16 protein-coding genes are annotated in these 16,036 nt (G+C 58.3%); 6 read left to right on the forward strand and 10 right to left on the reverse strand.

Annotated features, from left to right (window positions below):
- Window positions 1-18 precede the first annotated feature (18 nt).
- The 7 genes from ACQ4MY_RS00290 to ACQ4MY_RS00320 all read right to left on the reverse strand — a co-directional run bounded on the left by ACQ4MY_RS00290 (window position 19) and on the right by ACQ4MY_RS00320 (window position 8,469).
- Entirely contained in the window at window positions 19-294 is a 276-nt protein-coding gene (locus ACQ4MY_RS00290) for a hypothetical protein (RefSeq protein ID WP_008088282.1), read from the reverse strand.
- 164 nt (window positions 295-458) lie between these two features.
- Window positions 459-740, reverse strand: a complete 282-nt coding sequence (locus ACQ4MY_RS00295) for a hypothetical protein (RefSeq protein WP_008088284.1) — start codon at window positions 738-740, stop codon at window positions 459-461.
- 130 nt (window positions 741-870) lie between these two features.
- The gene (locus ACQ4MY_RS00300) at window positions 871-3,681 is read right to left on the reverse strand and encodes an FAD-binding and (Fe-S)-binding domain-containing protein (protein ID WP_440093112.1); all 2,811 of its coding nucleotides are present in this window, start codon (window positions 3,679-3,681) and stop codon (window positions 871-873) included.
- On the reverse strand, window positions 3,678-4,349 hold the full coding sequence (locus ACQ4MY_RS00305; protein ID WP_440093113.1) for a LutC/YkgG family protein: 672 nt from the start codon (window positions 4,347-4,349) through the stop codon (window positions 3,678-3,680). The genes ACQ4MY_RS00300 and ACQ4MY_RS00305 overlap by 4 nt, the downstream gene beginning before the upstream one ends.
- Window positions 4,349-5,803: a LutB/LldF family L-lactate oxidation iron-sulfur protein gene (locus tag ACQ4MY_RS00310; protein WP_158830195.1), complete on the reverse strand. Its 1,455-nt coding sequence runs from the start codon at window positions 5,801-5,803 to the stop codon at window positions 4,349-4,351. Before ACQ4MY_RS00310 ends, ACQ4MY_RS00305 begins: the two co-directional genes overlap by 1 nt.
- Window positions 5,800-6,624 carry a (Fe-S)-binding protein gene (locus ACQ4MY_RS00315; protein ID WP_158830196.1) on the reverse strand — a complete coding sequence of 275 codons (825 nt, stop codon included), beginning with the start codon at window positions 6,622-6,624 and terminating at the stop codon, window positions 5,800-5,802. Before ACQ4MY_RS00315 ends, ACQ4MY_RS00310 begins: the two co-directional genes overlap by 4 nt.
- Window positions 6,625-6,774: 150 nt before the next feature.
- A complete protein-coding gene (locus tag ACQ4MY_RS00320; RefSeq protein WP_440093116.1) occupies window positions 6,775-8,469 on the reverse strand; it encodes a lactate permease LctP family transporter in 1,695 nt (564 codons plus the stop codon).
- Window positions 8,470-8,731: 262 nt separating this feature from the next.
- Here ACQ4MY_RS00320 and ACQ4MY_RS00325 point away from each other — a divergent pair, with 262 nt between their 5' ends.
- Window positions 8,732-9,499 carry an FCD domain-containing protein gene (locus ACQ4MY_RS00325; RefSeq protein ID WP_008088295.1) on the forward strand — a complete coding sequence of 256 codons (768 nt, stop codon included), beginning with the start codon at window positions 8,732-8,734 and terminating at the stop codon, window positions 9,497-9,499.
- Window positions 9,500-9,605: 106 nt separating this feature from the next.
- Here ACQ4MY_RS00325 and smpB read toward each other — a convergent pair whose 3' ends face one another.
- A complete protein-coding gene (gene smpB / locus ACQ4MY_RS00330) occupies window positions 9,606-10,088 on the reverse strand; it encodes an SsrA-binding protein SmpB (RefSeq protein WP_008088297.1) in 483 nt (160 codons plus the stop codon).
- Between the two features lie 119 nt (window positions 10,089-10,207).
- On the opposite strand from smpB, the gene ACQ4MY_RS00335 reads away from it, so the two are divergent.
- From ACQ4MY_RS00335 to ACQ4MY_RS00345, 3 genes are read left to right on the forward strand one after another with little or no spacing between them, the layout of a single operon-like run.
- Entirely contained in the window at window positions 10,208-11,611 is a 1,404-nt protein-coding gene (locus tag ACQ4MY_RS00335) for a sodium-dependent transporter (protein ID WP_158830198.1), read from the forward strand.
- Window positions 11,612-11,618: 7 nt separating this feature from the next.
- Entirely contained in the window at window positions 11,619-12,053 is a 435-nt protein-coding gene (locus ACQ4MY_RS00340; RefSeq protein ID WP_008088301.1) for a type II toxin-antitoxin system RatA family toxin, read from the forward strand.
- Window positions 12,046-12,360 (forward strand): RnfH family protein, encoded by a 315-nt coding sequence (locus tag ACQ4MY_RS00345; protein ID WP_440093119.1) that lies wholly within the window; start codon window positions 12,046-12,048, stop codon window positions 12,358-12,360. The genes ACQ4MY_RS00340 and ACQ4MY_RS00345 overlap by 8 nt, the downstream gene beginning before the upstream one ends.
- A 61-nt stretch (window positions 12,361-12,421) precedes the next feature.
- Here the strand turns inward: ACQ4MY_RS00345 and ACQ4MY_RS00350 are convergent, their stop codons facing one another.
- On the reverse strand, window positions 12,422-12,949 hold the full coding sequence (locus ACQ4MY_RS00350; RefSeq protein ID WP_008088307.1) for an outer membrane protein assembly factor BamE: 528 nt from the start codon (window positions 12,947-12,949) through the stop codon (window positions 12,422-12,424).
- Window positions 12,950-13,046: 97 nt separating this feature from the next.
- Between ACQ4MY_RS00350 and fur the strand changes: the two genes are divergently transcribed.
- Window positions 13,047-13,451: a ferric iron uptake transcriptional regulator gene (fur, locus tag ACQ4MY_RS00355; protein ID WP_008088309.1), complete on the forward strand. Its 405-nt coding sequence runs from the start codon at window positions 13,047-13,049 to the stop codon at window positions 13,449-13,451.
- 82 nt (window positions 13,452-13,533) lie between these two features.
- On the opposite strand, the gene recN is transcribed toward fur, so the two are convergent.
- The gene (recN, locus tag ACQ4MY_RS00360; protein ID WP_008088311.1) at window positions 13,534-15,207 is read right to left on the reverse strand and encodes a DNA repair protein RecN; all 1,674 of its coding nucleotides are present in this window, start codon (window positions 15,205-15,207) and stop codon (window positions 13,534-13,536) included.
- 240 nt (window positions 15,208-15,447) lie between these two features.
- Between recN and grpE the strand changes: the two genes are divergently transcribed.
- Window positions 15,448-16,014 (forward strand): nucleotide exchange factor GrpE, encoded by a 567-nt coding sequence (gene grpE, locus ACQ4MY_RS00365; RefSeq protein ID WP_440093121.1) that lies wholly within the window; start codon window positions 15,448-15,450, stop codon window positions 16,012-16,014.
- Window positions 16,015-16,036 lie beyond the last annotated feature (22 nt).

Below are 16,036 nucleotides of genomic sequence, written 5' to 3' on the forward strand. Positions count from 1 at the left end.
GGTTGGCTTCCGGGTGTGTCAGTTACGCGTTGGATTGCGGATCTGCATTTTCGTGATCATGCCGCTGGTGATTTCGACGCATTCCTTGTCATTCCCGGCAGCCTGCGCCTTGGTGGCGTCTTCGTGCGCGGTCTTGACGTTCTCCAGCGAGGTCTCCGGAATCGAAGGCGAGCTGGTGATAAAGTCTTTGATAACTTGAAGATTCCCGGCACACAGGTCTTTATCCGCCGCAAACACCGGCGACGCCAGAAGTGCACCAGCGATGAACAATCCAGCAATTGCAGAATGCTTCATGGGTATCTCCTTGAACGATGGGGGCTCGGTGCTGCCGGACGGTCTGGCGGCGATGCCGAGGTCATGACAGGCCACGTTAGTGTAGTGCCTGTTCAATCGACCGCCACGCTAAGCAGGAATTCGGTTTTTTTTACATTTAGTATGAAAACGCCATCTCGCCGAGATCACTTCTTGGTGTCGCCCGAGGCGTTCTGGATTTCCAGAATGGTGCGCTGGGTTTCCGCCAGGCAATCGTCGATCTTGCCTTGGGACTTGAGATCCTGGGCCTTTTGCACACTGGCTGAGACTCGTGCATTCAGATCGGGCGAGGTCTGATATTGCGATTTCGCGTTGTTGATCGTCTGCAGATTGGCTTCGCAGAGGCTGGTGGGCTTGTCGGCGGCAAACGAAGTGGAGGCCATCATCGAGGCAGTCACGAACAGACCAAGCAATACAGAACGTTTCATGGGTATCTCCTTGCGCTGAGGGATCCAGACTTCGCTGACCCTGAGCGCCGGTCACCGAAAGAAGGAACGGCCCCGAGTGTTCGGGGCCTGTTCTGTGGACTGCGGTCTTGCGCAAGGGTTCTGATTTTCTTCAGTTGGCCTTCGCCTGAGTGACTCGATCAACCAGATAAACCAGGCCGTGATAGTCGATTCCGCCGTGTTGCGTCAGGCCGATTTCGCAGGTGCGGCTGGTGGAAATACCTTCGCTGCAATGCTCCACCGCGTCCTTCAAGGTGCGCAGTGAATGGCTGTTCAACTCCGGCGTGGTGAAACCCTTGTCACCGGCAAATCCGCAGCAATGAATACCTTCCGGGATCACCACGGTTTTGCTGCACTTGCGCGCCAGATCGATCAACGCCTGGCTTTCGCCCAAGTGCTGAGTGCTGCAGGTTACGTGCACGGCAATCGGTGCGTCTTGCGGAGTGAAGTCGAGTCGATCGAGAAGGTGCGTACGGATGAAACGCACCGGGTCGTACAGATCCAGACGGGTTTCTCCTACGTCCTGCACCAGCCGCAAGGTGCACGGACTGGTGTCGCAGTAGATCGGATCGAGACCGCCGCGACTGGCGTGGAGCAAAGCGCTGATCAACTCCTGCCGCTTGTGTTCGGCTTGCTCGGCGTAGCCTTTTGAGGCGAAGGGCTGACCGCAGCAGAGGTTGTCCTGATTGTCCGGGAAGACCACTTGGTAACCGGCCTTTTCCAGCAGGCCACGGGTTTTGTCGTAGAGCGACATCTGCTCTTTATCCCCCGCCGCCGGCCCCATGACCCGTGATACACACGCGGCCAGATACACCACACGCGGGCGTTCGTCTGACACGCTCGGGCTGAAGCGAATGGCTTTCTCCGGCTGAGGCATCGCATTTGTCCACAGCGGCACCTGGCCTTTGGACAAGCGTGTCAGTGTTGCCGAAAGTTTCGCCAGACGCGGCGCGCCGAGCATCATCCGCGCACCGTTAGCCACGTGCAGAGTGAAGCGTGCGCCCTGCAGAGTCTTGGCGAAATTTCCTTCAATCCAGTCAGCGGTTTTCTGATGCGTTGCGTGTCGGCCACGGAGCTTTTTCACCAGCTCGCCGGTGTTGATGCCTACAGGACAACGTTGTGCGCAGAGACCGGTGGCGGCGCAGGTTTCGATGCCTTGGTATTCGTAGGCTTTTTCCAGTTCGGTGGTGTCGACGCCGGCACGTTTTTTCGCCTGAATATCGCGCCAGATCACGATGCGCTGACGCGGGCTCAGGGTCAGGCCCTTCGACGGGCAAACCGGTTCGCAGAAGCCGCACTCGATGCACTTATCGACAATCTCGTCGGCCGCCGGCAGCGGTTTCAGATGTTTGAGATGGATCTGTGGATCTTCGCTGAGCACCACGTCCGGATTGAGAATGCCATTCGGGTCGAGCAGACGTTTGAGCTGCCACATCAGTTGATAGGCGTCGCTGCCCCATTCCAGTTCCACGAACGGCGCCATGTTGCGCCCGGTGCCGTGTTCAGCTTTCAGCGAGCCGCCGAATTCCACCGCCACCAGTTGCGCGACGTCGTCCATGAACGCTTGATAGCGTGCGACTTCTTCCGGGTTGTTGAAGCCTTGGGTGAAGACAAAATGCAGATTGCCTTCCAGTGCATGTCCGAAAAGGATCGCTTCGTCGTAGGAATGTTTTTCGAACAGTTCGATCAAGCGATTTACGCCAATCGCCAATTGCTCGACCGGGAAGGTCACGTCTTCGATTATCACCGTGGTGCCGGTTTTGCGCACGGCGCCAACGGCGGGGAAGGTGTCCTTGCGGATCGCCCAAAGCTTGGCGTTTTCGGCAGGGTCTTCGCTGAAGTCGACCTGCTTCTCCACTGGGAAACCACTGAGCGAGGCCATGATCTGCGCCAGTTGTTCCTGCAACAAAGTGGAAGACGCGGCGCGGGATTCGATGAGCAATGCGCAGGCATTGTTCGACAGCTGTTGTACGAAAGCGGGCATACCCGGTTTGTCTTGCACCGAGCGCAGACTGCGGCGATCCAGCAGTTCTACGGCGGACACTGGTTGGCTTTTCAGCACGGTAACCGCGTTGCAGCAGGTTTCCACATCCGGGAAGACGATCAGCGCCGAGGCTTTGTTCGGGTGATCAATCACCGTGTCGTAAGTTACCGCGCTGATGAAGCCGAGCGTGCCTTCGGAGCCGACCAGCAGGTGGCTCAAGATATCCACAGGCTCATCGAAATCCACCAGGGCGTTGAGTGACAGGCCGGTGGTATTTTTCAGACGGTATTTGTGGCGGATTCGTGCAGCCAGTTCGGCGTTGGCGCGGGTCTCTCGGCCTAAAGTCGCCAAGCGTTCGAGCAGTTCGCCGTGGCTGGCGTGAAATGCCGCAACACTCGTCGCGTCTTCAGTATCCAGGCGCGTGCCATCGGCCAGCACCAGACGAATCCCGGCCAGCGTGTGATAAGTGTTTTGCGCAGTGCCGCAACACATGCCGCTGGCGTTGTTGGCAACGATGCCGCCGATTTTGCAGGCGTTGATCGACGCCGGATCCGGGCCGATCTTGCGCCCGAACGGCGCCAGCCACGCGTTGGCTTGCGCACCGATCACGCCCGGTTGCAGGCGGATTTGCGTACCTTGGCCACGAATCTCGCGAGCGTTCCAGTTATCCCCAAGCACAATCAGCACCGAGTCGCTGATTGCCTGACCTGACAGGCTGGTACCCGCCGCACGGAACGTCACCGGGACGTGGTCACGTTGAGCCAGTTTCAGCAGCGCAACCACTTCGTCTTCAGATTCAACGCGGATCACCAACTGCGGAATCAGCCGATAAAAACTCGCATCAGTGCCGAAGGCCAGCGTCGATAACGGATCATCAAAACGGCGCTCGGCCGGAATCAGTTGCTGCGCATCACGCAGGAAATTCACTGGCAGCGTCATTGGTCCTCCAGAATCAGCACCACGAGGTCTTTCGGGCCATGAGCGCCGTAGGCCAAGACTTGTTCAATGTCGGCGGTTTTTGAAGGGCCGGACACCAGCAACGCATTGGTCGGCATGCCTTGGGCCCATTCGAATTCCTGTTGAACCTGATAAAAGTTGTCGCGGATTTCGCTGGCCTTGAGCAGCGCGAAATGCACCGGCGGCACCAGACTCATTAGCCGTGGTTCTTCGCGGGTTGGCCACATGATCAGGCTGCCGGTGGCGGCGATGGCACCGAGGGTGCCGGTGAGGCTGGCCGGGGTGTCGTTGAACAGCTCGGCTTTCCATTCTTCCATCGGCCGATCGTAGGATTTCAGCGTCGGCAGATCAGGATTGTTCGCCCAGTGCTGTGCGATTTTCTGCCCGTGGCCAGTAGTCGGCGCGATCAACAGGCTCGGCAACTGACGATCGCGCAGCAATTGCGCGAGAAGCGCCGGCCATTCTTCGCCGGAGGTCAGGTGGATTTCGGTGTGCACCGCTTCCATCAATTTGCGCAGTTGTGGGATGCGTTGTTCGGCAGTGTAGGTGTAAGGCCGCGTCACCAGATCGACATCGAAGTCGTCGGCAATCGGCGTGGCGCCCGTCAGACTTTTGCGCAGTTTGCCGAGGATATTTTCTTTGGCGCTCATCAGCGATCTCCCTGTTTGGCCAGATGCTCGCGGGCCATGTCGTGCAGTGAGCGGGCGGCGGGTTTTGGCGCGCTGTGATTTTGCGTCCACGGGCCGACGTTGCTTGGCGTCAGTGCCCGCAGGCGCGTGGCGAAGAATCCGAACAATCGATACAAGGTTGGCGAGCTATTGAGCCTGGCCCAGGCGTTCCAGATAAAGCGTTCCTTGCGCGAATATTTGCTGCCCTGACCGCGCATCACTTGGTGCGGGCTGTCGGGGGCTTTGACGTTTTCTTCGCGCAGGCGCCGCAGGATCGCCGGAATAGGAATTTTTACCGGGCACACTTCGCCGCAGGCGCCGCACAGCGATGACGCGCTCGGGTGATCCGGGACTTTTGCCAGACCGACCATGTGCGGCGTGATGATTTTGCCAATCGGCCCCGGATACACCTCGCCATAAGTGTGACCACCGACGCGGGTGTATACCGGGCAATGGTTCATGCAGGCGCCGCAGCGGATGCAGTTCAAGGTCTGGCGCAATTCACTGTCGGCAAAGGCCTGGCTGCGACCGTTGTCGAGCAGTACCAGATGCACTTCCTGCGGTCCGTCGAGTTCGTGCTCCTTGCGCGGGCCGGAGATCATGTTGACGTAGGTCGTGATTGGTTGGCCGAGTGCCGAGCGGGTCAGCAGGGACAATAACGGCACCACGTCGCGCAGGTTTTCCACGACTTTTTCGATGCCGGTGACGGCGATGTGCACCGGCGGCACGGTGGTGGTCATGCGACCGTTGCCTTCGTTTTCCACCAGCAGCAGGGTGCCGGTTTCTGCCACGGCGAAGTTGACACCGGAGACGCCGATGTCCGCTTCGAAGAATTTCTGCCGCAATACTTTGCGACCGATTTGAATGAGTTGGTCAACGTCCTTGGTGTATTCCACGCCAAGTTTGTCGTGGAACAAGGACGCGACCTGACCGGCATTCTTGTGGATCGCCGGCATAATGATGTGTGAAGGCTTCTCGTGGTCGAGCTGGACGATGTATTCCCCCATGTCGGACTCCAGGCATTCAATGCCTTGAGCCTCGAGGAAATGGTTCATCTCCATCTCTTCGCTGACCATCGATTTGCCCTTGATCACTTGCCGCGCCTCGTGAGCGCGGATGATCGATAAGACGATGCCATTGGCCTCGTCCACCGTTTCCGCCCAGTGCACTGTCACACCGTTGCGGGTCAGGTTTGTTTCCAGTTGCTCGAGCAGCTCGGGCAACTTGGAGAGCGCGCGGGCTCTGATCGAGTTGCCCAGAGCACGCAAGTGTTCTCTTTCGTGGGCATCGCTGAAAGCAGCTGCCCGTTTGGTCATCAATGAATCCATCGCAGTACGGAAGTTGTTCCGCAACTGCTGATCACCCAAGGCGTTGTGCGCCCGGGTGCGGAAATCTTCTTCTACGGCGACCGTAGGGATAATCGCGGAAGTGCTCATTGCGCACCTCCGGTTCGTTGCCACAGAAAGCTGGCGAGATGTTGCCCGCGTAGCGTTTCTTTTTGTTTCTCCAATGCGCCGTTGATGTTCATCAAACAGCCACAATCGGCGCTCAAGACCTGATGCGCGCCGGATTCCTTCAGCGAACGGGTCTTGTCAGCCACCATCGCGCCGGAAATGTCTGGCATACGGACGCTGAATGTTCCGCCGAAGCCACAGCATTCGCTTTCGTGGTCATGGTTGACCCGTTCCACGTTGCTCAACTGCGCCAACAACTCGCGGCCGTGCAGGTGGGTGTTCATTTCGCGGCGTGCCGAACACGAAGTGTGCAGGGCGACTTTGACCGGTTCGCCGCTGTCCTTGAGCTGCACCTTGCAGACAAACAACAGGAACTCGGCCAGTTCGTAGGTGCGGGCCGCGAGGGCCTGAACCTGTTTCAACGTGTCCGGCTCGTCCTTGAACAAGTCGGCGTAATGTTCGCGCAGCATGCCGGCGCAGGAACCTGACGGCACCACCACCGGATAATCGCCGGCAAACAGCGCCAGTTGCGAGCGCGCTACCGTCCGTGCCTGCTCGGTGTAACCCGAGGTGTAGGCCGGTTGGCCGCAGCAGCTCTGCCCTTGCGGGTACTCGACCCGGATCCCTTCGCGCTCCAGCAAGTGGATCGCGTCCATCCCGGCCTCGGGGTAGAACAGGTCGACCACGCACGTGCCGAACAGGTACACCCGCGATGGTTTTTCGCTGGGGTATTGCCGAGGTTCGGGCAGTGGCGGTGCCACGCGGGTCGCGTTCGGCACAGCGTTGTAAAAAAGCTCGCTCATCAGGCGTGTCTCCGGGTGGGCCCGGTTATCCGTCTGTTGCGGCTGCTGAATATAGAGAACGTTGCTTTCAGCAGCCTTACAGACCGGGTGGTGAATTGCTGACGCCGGCATCACGAACCGGCGTCGGTTTTTTCTCTATTTCTTATCGGTTTAATGCACCAGCATGCCGGTCAACCAGTAGGCCTGAGCCAGAGTGATCAGACCGACAATCGTTGCAAAGAATAGGCTGTGCTTGAGGGTGAAGCGGAACAGATCCGATTCTTTGCCCACCAGGCCGGTCGCGGCGCAGGCCACGGCGATCGATTGTGGCGAGATCATCTTGCCGGTCACGCCGCCGCTGGTATTCGCTGCGACCAGCAGGGTGTCGTTGACGCCGATCTGGTGTGCCGTGGTCGCTTGCAGCGAACTGAACAGCGCGTTGGATGACGTATCGGAACCGGTGAGGAACACGCCCAGCCAGCCGAGAAACGGCGAGAAGAACGGAAACGCCGCGCCCGTACCGGCCAGCACCAGTGCCAAGGTCGACGACATGCCGGAATAGTTGGTGACGAAGGCAAATGCCAACACCATGCCGATGGACAGAATTGGCCAGCGCAGTTCGTAGAAGGTTTCTTTCAAAGTGGTAATACCAATTTTGAAATTGATCCTCAGCACCAGCATCGAGATCAGTGCGGAGAAGAAAATCGCCGTGCCGGTCGCGGAAATCGGATCGAGTTTGAACACCGCAGGGATGGCGGTCGGAGCAGCAACAATCGGTGCAGTTTTAATCACCAGTTGATCAAGGTGTGGAATCGCGAAGTTGAACACCCAGCTGTACATCGAGCCGCCCGCGGCGAACATCGCCTTGAAAGGTTTCAGCGTCCAGATGGTTACCAGCACGGTGAGGATCAGGAACGGCGACCAGGCCTTGAAAATTTCCCCGAGGCTGTAAGGCGAAGCCACAGTGGTGCGTTTCTGGCCGAAACCGCCGACGCTGGCGGTAATCGCTGCGCTCGACGTGGCGCCAGCGATTTGCGCGCCGGCGGTGCGTTTTGGCTGCCAGATTTTCAGGAACAGGGTAAGCGAGACCAGGCTGGCCAGCGCCGAGGTGATGTCCGGCAATTCCGGGCCGATGAAGTTGGACGTGAAGTACTGAGTGATGGCGAAACTCAAGCCGGCAACCAGTGCGGCCGGCCAGGTTTCACGCACGCCGCGCAGACCATCCATCATGAAAATCAACCAGAACGGCACGAACAACGACAGCAGCGGTAGTTGGCGGCCGGTCATGGCGCCGATCTTGAAGGCGTCGATGCCGGTGACTTGGCCTGCGACGATGATCGGAATCCCCAGTGCGCCGAACGCCACCGGTGCGGTGTTGGCGATCAGGCACAGGCCGGCGGCGTACAGCGGGTTGAAGCCCAGGCCGACGAGAAGTGCGGCGGTAATTGCCACTGGCGCGCCGAAACCGGCAGCACCTTCCAGGAACGCGCCGAAGCAAAAACCGATCAGCAGCACTTGCAGGCGCTGGTCGTCAGTAATCGATAACACCGAACTGCGAATGACCTCGAACTGACCACTTTTGACCGTCAGTTTGTAGAGGAATACTGCGGCGACAATGATCCAGGCAATCGGCCACAGACCGTAGGCGAACCCGTAACCGGCGGCGGCGAAGGCCATGTCGACCGGCATCTGGAACGCGAAGATCGCCACGGCAATCGACAGGGCGAGGGTGATGCTGCCGGCCACATGGCCTTTGAGGCGGAACACCGCCAGGGCGAGAAAAAAGAACACGATGGGAATGACGGCCGCGAGTGCGGACACGCCGAGACTGCCGAGCGGGCTATAGAGCTGTTGCCAGGTTTGCATATGGGGTGGCCCCTAATTGTTGTTGGTCAGGCACTGTCAGCGTTCTTGGATAATTGGTAAGACCAATTTACAATCGCTATTGGCTAGGGTAAAAGCCTTGATGTCGGTGTGTCAATTTGTCGCCCTAAAACTTTTGTCGAATCAGCGGTGCAGATCGCATCTGATCCGGTTTCGGCAAGTGGCGTCCGGTAGGTGTCGGCGAGGCGCCAATAGGCCAGAATAGAGAGCCCGGCGAGCGGTCGGGATCGTGGAGAAATGAGTTATGGGGTTTGATCAGATACGTCAGCGCCGTTTGTCTGACGATATTGTCGAGCGACTCGAGGGGATGATCCTTGAGGGCACGCTGAAGTCCGGTGAGCGGCTTCCGGCGGAGCGCACGCTGGCAGAACAATTCGGCGTATCACGGCCGTCGTTGCGAGAGGCGATTCAGAAGCTGGCAGCGAAAGGTCTGCTGGTCAGCCGTCAGGGCGGTGGCAACTATGTTGTCGAAAGCCTGGGCTCGACGTTCAGTGATCCGCTGCTGCAGCTGCTCGAAAGCAACCCCGAAGCGCAGCGCGATCTACTGGAGTTTCGGCATACTCTGGAGGCATCGTGCGCCTATTACGCCGCATTGCGCGCGACGGATGTCGATCGTGAGCGGTTGACCGCAGCCTTTGAAGAACTGCAGGACTGCTATTCGCGTCACGACGAGGTCGGTCGGGCGGAGGAGGGCGCGGCGGATGCGAAATTCCACCTGGCAATTGCCGAAGCGAGTCATAACGCGGTGTTGCTGCACACCATCCGTGGGCTGTTCGATCTGCTCAAGCGCAACGTGGTGACCAACATTGGCGGCATGTACAAGCAGCGCGCGGAAACCCGCGACATGCTGATCACCCAGCACCGGGAATTGTATCTGGCGATTATTGAAGGACGTGCGGAGCAGGCGCGCGAAGTCTCCAGTCGACATATTTTGTATGTGCAAGAAGTGCTGGAAGAGGTGCGGCAGGAAGTTCAGCGCATGGCTCGGGCGGAGCGGCGCAAGGGGATGTGATTTTTTCAAAGCAAAAGATCGCAGCCTGCGGCAGCTCCTACACAAGAATATGTATTTCCCTGTAGGAGCTGCCGAAGGCTGCGATCTTTGCTTTCAAAGGCGAAGACTAGTCTTCTTTGCCCTTGTTGCGCACCGCGCGCTGCAGTTCGCGACCGGCGTCGCGCTCGCGCTCGGTGTCACGCTTGTCGTATTCCTTCTTGCCCTTGCCCAGAGCGATCTCGCACTTGACCATGTGCTTGCTCCAGTACCAGGACAGGCAGACGCAGGCGTAACCCTTTTGCTGCACCATCGCTGCAAGCTTTTCCAGCTCGCGGCGGTTGAGCAGCAATTTGCGCGTGCGCACCGGGTCGGCGATGACGTGGGTGCTTGCGGTCATCAGAGGCGTGATGTGGCTGCCGAGCAGCCACGCTTCGCCATCCTTGAGCAGGACATAGCTGTCGACCAGCTGTAGCTTGCTTGCCCGCAGACTTTTTACTTCCCAGCCGGCCAGGACCAGACCAGCCTCGAACTTATGTTCGATGAAGTAATCGTGTCGCGCCTTTTTGTTCTGCGCGATGGTCCCTGTTGGGTGTTTCTTCTGTTTAGCCATAGGGGCGGCATTATATGGAGATAAACGGCTGTCGGCTACGGTGATGCTGCGTGCTTGAGCAGGTTGAGTGAATCCCGGACAATGCGGCCTCTTTTTCTAACGCTTGGGCGTGATAAACGATGTCGACAGACAAGGTTTCTGTCCACGGCAGTTGGGCTAGCCGCTGGGTATTCATACTCGCCGCGACCGGTTCGGCCGTGGGACTGGGTAGTATCTGGAAGTTCCCGTACATGGTCGGGGTCTACGGCGGCGGTGCATTTGTACTGATGTTTCTGGCGTGCATCGCGCTGATCGGCATCCCCGTCATGCTCGCTGAAACCCTGATCGGCCGGCGCGCCCGGCAAAGTCCGGCGAACGCCTTGAAGGTGCTGGCGCTGGAAGCCGGGCACTCGGGCAAGTGGTCGTGGGGCGCATTTGCCGGGATGATCACGGCATTGTTGATCCTGTCTTTCTATAGCGTGGTCGGCGGCTGGTCGCTGGACTACATCGTCGATATGGGGCGCGGTGACTTCCAGGGCGCGACAGCCGAGCAGGTCGGCGCTTATTTCGGCAATGTCATCTCCAATCCATGGCGCCTGACACTTTGGCACACGATTTTTATGCTGCTGTCAGCGTATGTGATCGCCAAAGGCGTGGTTGCCGGGCTTGAGCGCAGCTTGCGCATCATGATGCCGCTGTTGTTCGTGATGGTGCTGGTACTGCTGGGCTACAGCATGACCACCGGGCATTTCATGGAAGGCGTGCATTTCATGTTCGACTTCCACCCGGAAAAAGTCCTCGACGGCTTGCTGCCGGCGATGGGGCACGCGTTCTTCTCGCTGAGCGTCGGCGTCGGTTCGATCATGATCTACGGCGCTTACATGCCAAAAAACGCTTCGCTGTCCGGCACCGTTGTCGGCGTGGCGCTGCTCGATACCTTTGTTTCGCTGGTCGCCGGTCTGGCGTTGTTCCCGATCGTGTTTGCCGGAGGCCTGAATCCTAGCGAAGGACCTGGCCTGATGTTCGTCAGCCTGCCATTTGCGTTTGGTAATGTGGCGTTCGGTCAGTTAATGGGCGTGGTGTTCTTTGTGCTGGTGGCGATTGCAGCCTGGAGTTCGGCGATTTCCCTGCTGGAGCCGATGGTTGCCTATCTGGTTGAGCGCACGAAAGTCAGCCGCGCCTGGGTGACGTTCTGGTTGGCGTTCATCTGCTGGTTCGTCGGTCTGGGTACAGTGTTCTCCTTCAATATCTGGAAGGAAGCCAAATTTTTCGTGAACGAAGGCGGAGCGTTCCACCTCTACCAATGGGGTGCGCAGAGCGGTCTGGACTTCTTCGGCGTGATCGATTTCTTCACCTCGCGGATCATGTTGCCGCTCGGTGGCCTGTGTTTTGTATTGTTCGCCGGATGGGTGATGGGGCGTGAGGCGGTGCGTGACGAATTGTCGATCCGCAACCCGGCACTGTTTGCCCTGTCTTTGTTCTTGATGCGCTACGTGGCGCCTATCGGCATTGTTGTAGTGTTTGCCGCTCAGCTCTGGAAGTAACGCTTACATGACGACACATATTCAACGATCAGCACTGCTGCCGTACCCGGCGCAATTCCTCTATGACCTGGTCAACGACGTGGCGCGTTACCCGGAGTTTCTGCCGTGGTGCTCGGCCGCCGAGGTGCTGGAAAGCTCGCCCGAGCACATGCGCGCCAGCGTGGGGGTGGCGAAGGGCGGGCTCAGCCAGCATTTCGTCACGCGCAATACGTTGGTGCCAGGGCAGTCGATCGAGATGAACCTAGAAGAGGGGCCTTTCAATCAACTGCACGGCGTCTGGGTGTTCAAGGTGTTGAACGAAAAAGCCTGCAAGATCAGCCTGGACTTGTCGTTCGATTACGCCGGGCCGCTGGTGCGTGCCACATTGGGGCCGCTGTTCAATCAGGCCGCCAATACGCTGGTGGATGCGTTCTGCCAGCGTGCCAAGCAGATGCATGGTTAAGCCGGTGATCGAGATAGAAGTGGTGTATGCCGCGGTTGATCGTCAGGTTTTGCGCTCGGTCAGCGTGGCAGAGGGCGCGACAGTTCGGGCGGCAGTCGTTGCATCGGGGATTGGCGTAAAGTTTCCCGAGCTGGATCTGGCGCAATGCCCGTTGGGTATTTTCGGCAAAGTGGTTGCTGATCCGGATTCACAGGTGATTCGGGCGGGGGATCGCATCGAGATCTACCGCCCGTTACTCGCCGATCCGAAAGAGGTTCGGCGCCTGCGCGCGGCCAAAGCGGCCGAGGCTAAAGCCCGGAATCTTTAAGAGTATTAAACGCCAGGCAATAAAAAACCCGGAATTTCCGGGTTTTTTATTGCCTCGCCAATTACTGCGGCGAGGTGTCCAGCGGCTCTGGTGTTGGAACCGGAACGGTTTCCACACCATCGACATCCTTCTGGATCTGATCCAGCAAGGAACCTGGCTTGACCGGTTTTTCCGGTGCTGGCTTCTCGGCGTTTTCAGCAGGAGCGGTCACAGAAGTGCCACTGTCCTTGCCGAGAATGGCTTCATCACGGCTGACGCCCGGCATAAAGTCACCGGACAGGCTGACAAGCTGGTCGTTTGAGTTAAAAATAACGCTGACGCGTTCCTGTTGGCGTTCACCGCCACCCGGTTGCAGGCTGTACAGATAATCCCAGCGATCGGCATGGAACGTGTCGGCAAGCAGAGGGTTACCCATGATAAACCGTACTTGCGGCCGGGTCATTCCCGGGCGTAACTGGTCTATCATGTCCTGCGTGACGACATTGCCCTGCTGGATGTCGATTTTGTAAACCCCGGGGAATGAACAACCGGCGAGTGCGAGCAGTCCCACAAAGGTGAAACTGGTTAGCAAGAGCTTGGTGTTTTGCATCGGTGGGCGACTTCCACTATCTTGGCTGGGACAACGTAAACGCCGATCATACCCGCATTAAGAGAAGCTGCGAAGCAGCATCGCGAGAAAGCTGACCATGGTTGAAAATAGCGAACTACGCAAAGCCGGCCTCAAAGTGACCCTGCCACGGGTCAAGATCCTGCAAATGCTCGACTCTACCGAGCAGCGTCACATGAGTGCCGAAGACGTCTACAAGGCGTTGATGGAAGCTGGCGAGGACGTCGGTCTGGCCACGGTTTACCGTGTTCTGACCCAGTTCGAAGCAGCTGGCCTCGTGGTCCGTCACAACTTCGACGGCGGCCACGCGGTATTCGAACTGGCTGACGGTGGCCACCACGACCATATGGTCAACGTGGAAACCGGTGAAGTGATCGAGTTCTTCGACGAAGAAATCGAAAAACTTCAGAAGTCGATCGTCGAGAAGCATGGCTTTGAGATGGTTGATCACAACCTGGTGCTGTACGTCCGCAAGAAAAAGTAAGCATGTCACGCGAATTTCAGGTTCGCGAAACGAGCGAAGGCGACCCAAGGGTCGCCTTCGTGCTTTCTATTGTTTCTGAATCTTAAACTTTCGCGGTGACAACCATTTTTTTCGCGTGAGCCAGGGATTCCTTGGTCAGATCGATGCCGCCGAGCATGCGCGCCACCTCTTCTATACGGTCGTTCTTGCTGAGCTTGGATACGGCCGTGTGAGTTGCCTGTTCGCCACGGACTTTGTGCACGAACAGATGCTGATGCCCCTGCGCCGCCACTTGCGGCAAGTGCGTCACCGTCAGAACCTGGCCGCGATCACCCAGGCGACGTAGCAGTTGACCGACAATTTCAGCGGTCGGGCCACCAATCCCCACGTCCACTTCGTCGAAGACCAGCGTAGGCACGCGCGATGTCTGCGCCGTTATCACCTGAATCGCCAGACTGATCCGTGACAGCTCGCCTCCCGATGCCACTTTCGCCAGTGCTTTAAGCGGTTGACCTGGGTTGGCGCTGACCAGCAATTCAACCTGTTCCAGCCCATTCGGCAGCAGTTCGTCACTGCTGTTGGCGCGCAGTTCAATGGTAAATCGCCCGCCGGGCATGCCCAGGCGCTGAATCTCCTGCTCCACTGCACTGGCAAGACTGCCCGCCGCCTGATGGCGCAAATCGCTCAGCTCGCGGGCCTTCTCCTGATAATGACGAGCGTAGGACGCCAGTTCCTCACCCAAGCGCTCGATGGATTCATCGTTGGCGTTAAGGGTTTCGATTTCATCCAGCAGCTTCTGCTGCATTTCCGCGACTTCGGTTGGCTGGATTCGGTGTTTGCGCGCCAGCGTATAAATAGCGTCGAGACGTTCTTCGAGATATTGCAGGCGTGCCGGATCGGCATCGAAGTTGTCGAGGAAGCGGTTGAGTTCGCCGACCGCTTCTTCGACCTGGATTTGTGCGCTGGTGAGCAGGCTGCTGGCTTCGCCCAATGCACCGACGGAATTATTTACGCTCGACAGTCGATTAAGGCTGGCGGTCAGCGCGTTCAGGACATTGCCGGAGTCACTTTCGCTGCATTGTTCGACCACTTGTCGGCAGATGCCCAACAAGGTTTCGGCGTTGGTCAGGTTTTTGTGTTCCTGCTCCAGTTGCTCAAGCTCGTTATCGCCGAGGCCGAGGTTTTCCAGTTCTTCGAGCTGATAGCTGAGCAATTGATGGCGGGCGCGCTGTTCGTCGCCGGAATTGGAGAGACGCTCCAGTTCCTGACGAGTCTGGCGCCAGCGTTGGGCTGCAAGCTGCACTTGCCGGGCCAGATCGGTCGCGCCGGCGTATTCGTCGAGCAGGCGGCGATGGGTATCGGTTTTCAGCAGTGACTGGTGTTCGTGTTGGCTGTGGATATCGATCAGCAACTCGCCCAACGCTTTGAGATCGCCAAGCGGGCAGGGCGTGCCGTTGATGTAGCCGCGCGAACGGCCTTCGCTGGTGATGACCCGGCGCAGGATGCATGGGCCTTCGATGTCCAGATCGCGCTCGGCCAGCCAGGCGCTGGCTTCAGGGATGTCGACCAGATCGAAAGTTGCAAGGATGTCGGCCTTGTCGGCGCCCGGGCGAACCACGCCGCTGTCGGCGCGATCGCCCAGGGTCAGGCCGAGGGCGTCGAGCATGATCGACTTGCCGGCACCGGTTTCCCCTGTGATCACGCTCATCCCGCGATCAAGTTCGAGATCGAGATGTTCGACGATGGCGTAGTTATGTACGGACAGGTGCACCAGCATAAAGGCCGCTCCCAGGCTTTAGGTCTGGTTATTTATACAGTGTTTTGTTTCGGCCTGACAATGCCCTCGCTTAGCTCGATTTGCTTGAACCGCAAAACTTCTTAGTGCATCAGGGAATGAAAATGCGGCACTTTTTTGTAGGGTTAATGCGTGAAGGCCCTTGAAGCCTGATTTTGCGGCCCCATATATCGGGACAGAAGCGCGAGTCAGGCTCGCGGACGAAATTGAAAGGAGAATTCTATGGCTGATGAACAGACAGTAGATACGCAAAACCCAGATGCCCCTCAGGCGCCGGAAGGTTCGAGTGATGACCTGGCGACCCGTGTGCAAGTGCTCGAAGAGCAATTGGCCGCAGCGCAAGATCAATCTCTGCGCGTAGCTGCCGATCTGCAGAACGTCCGCCGCCGTGCCGAACTGGACGTCGAGAAGGCGCACAAATTCGCCCTGGAGAAATTCGCCGGCGACTTGTTGCCAATCGTCGACAGCCTGGAACGGGGCCTTGAGCTGTCGAGCCCGGACGACGAAAACATCCGTCCGATGCGCGAAGGCATCGAGCTGACGCTGAAAATGTTCCACGACACCCTCAAGCGTTATCAGCTTGAAGCGATCGATCCGCATGGCGAACCGTTCAACGCTGTTTACCATCAGGCGATGGCTGCACAAGAAAGCGCCGACGTAGAACCGAACAGCGTTCTGAAGGTGTTTCAGAAAGGCTACCAGCTCAACGGTCGCCTGTTGCGCCCGGCCATGGTTGTGGTCAGCAAGGCGCCTGCGCCAATTTCGCCTTCGATTGACGAGAAGGCTTGAAATTAGCCGCAAGGCCCCCATT

This window comes from Pseudomonas sp. SM4 (genome assembly GCF_051913165.1).
GTDB lineage: Bacteria > Pseudomonadota > Gammaproteobacteria > Pseudomonadales > Pseudomonadaceae > Aquipseudomonas.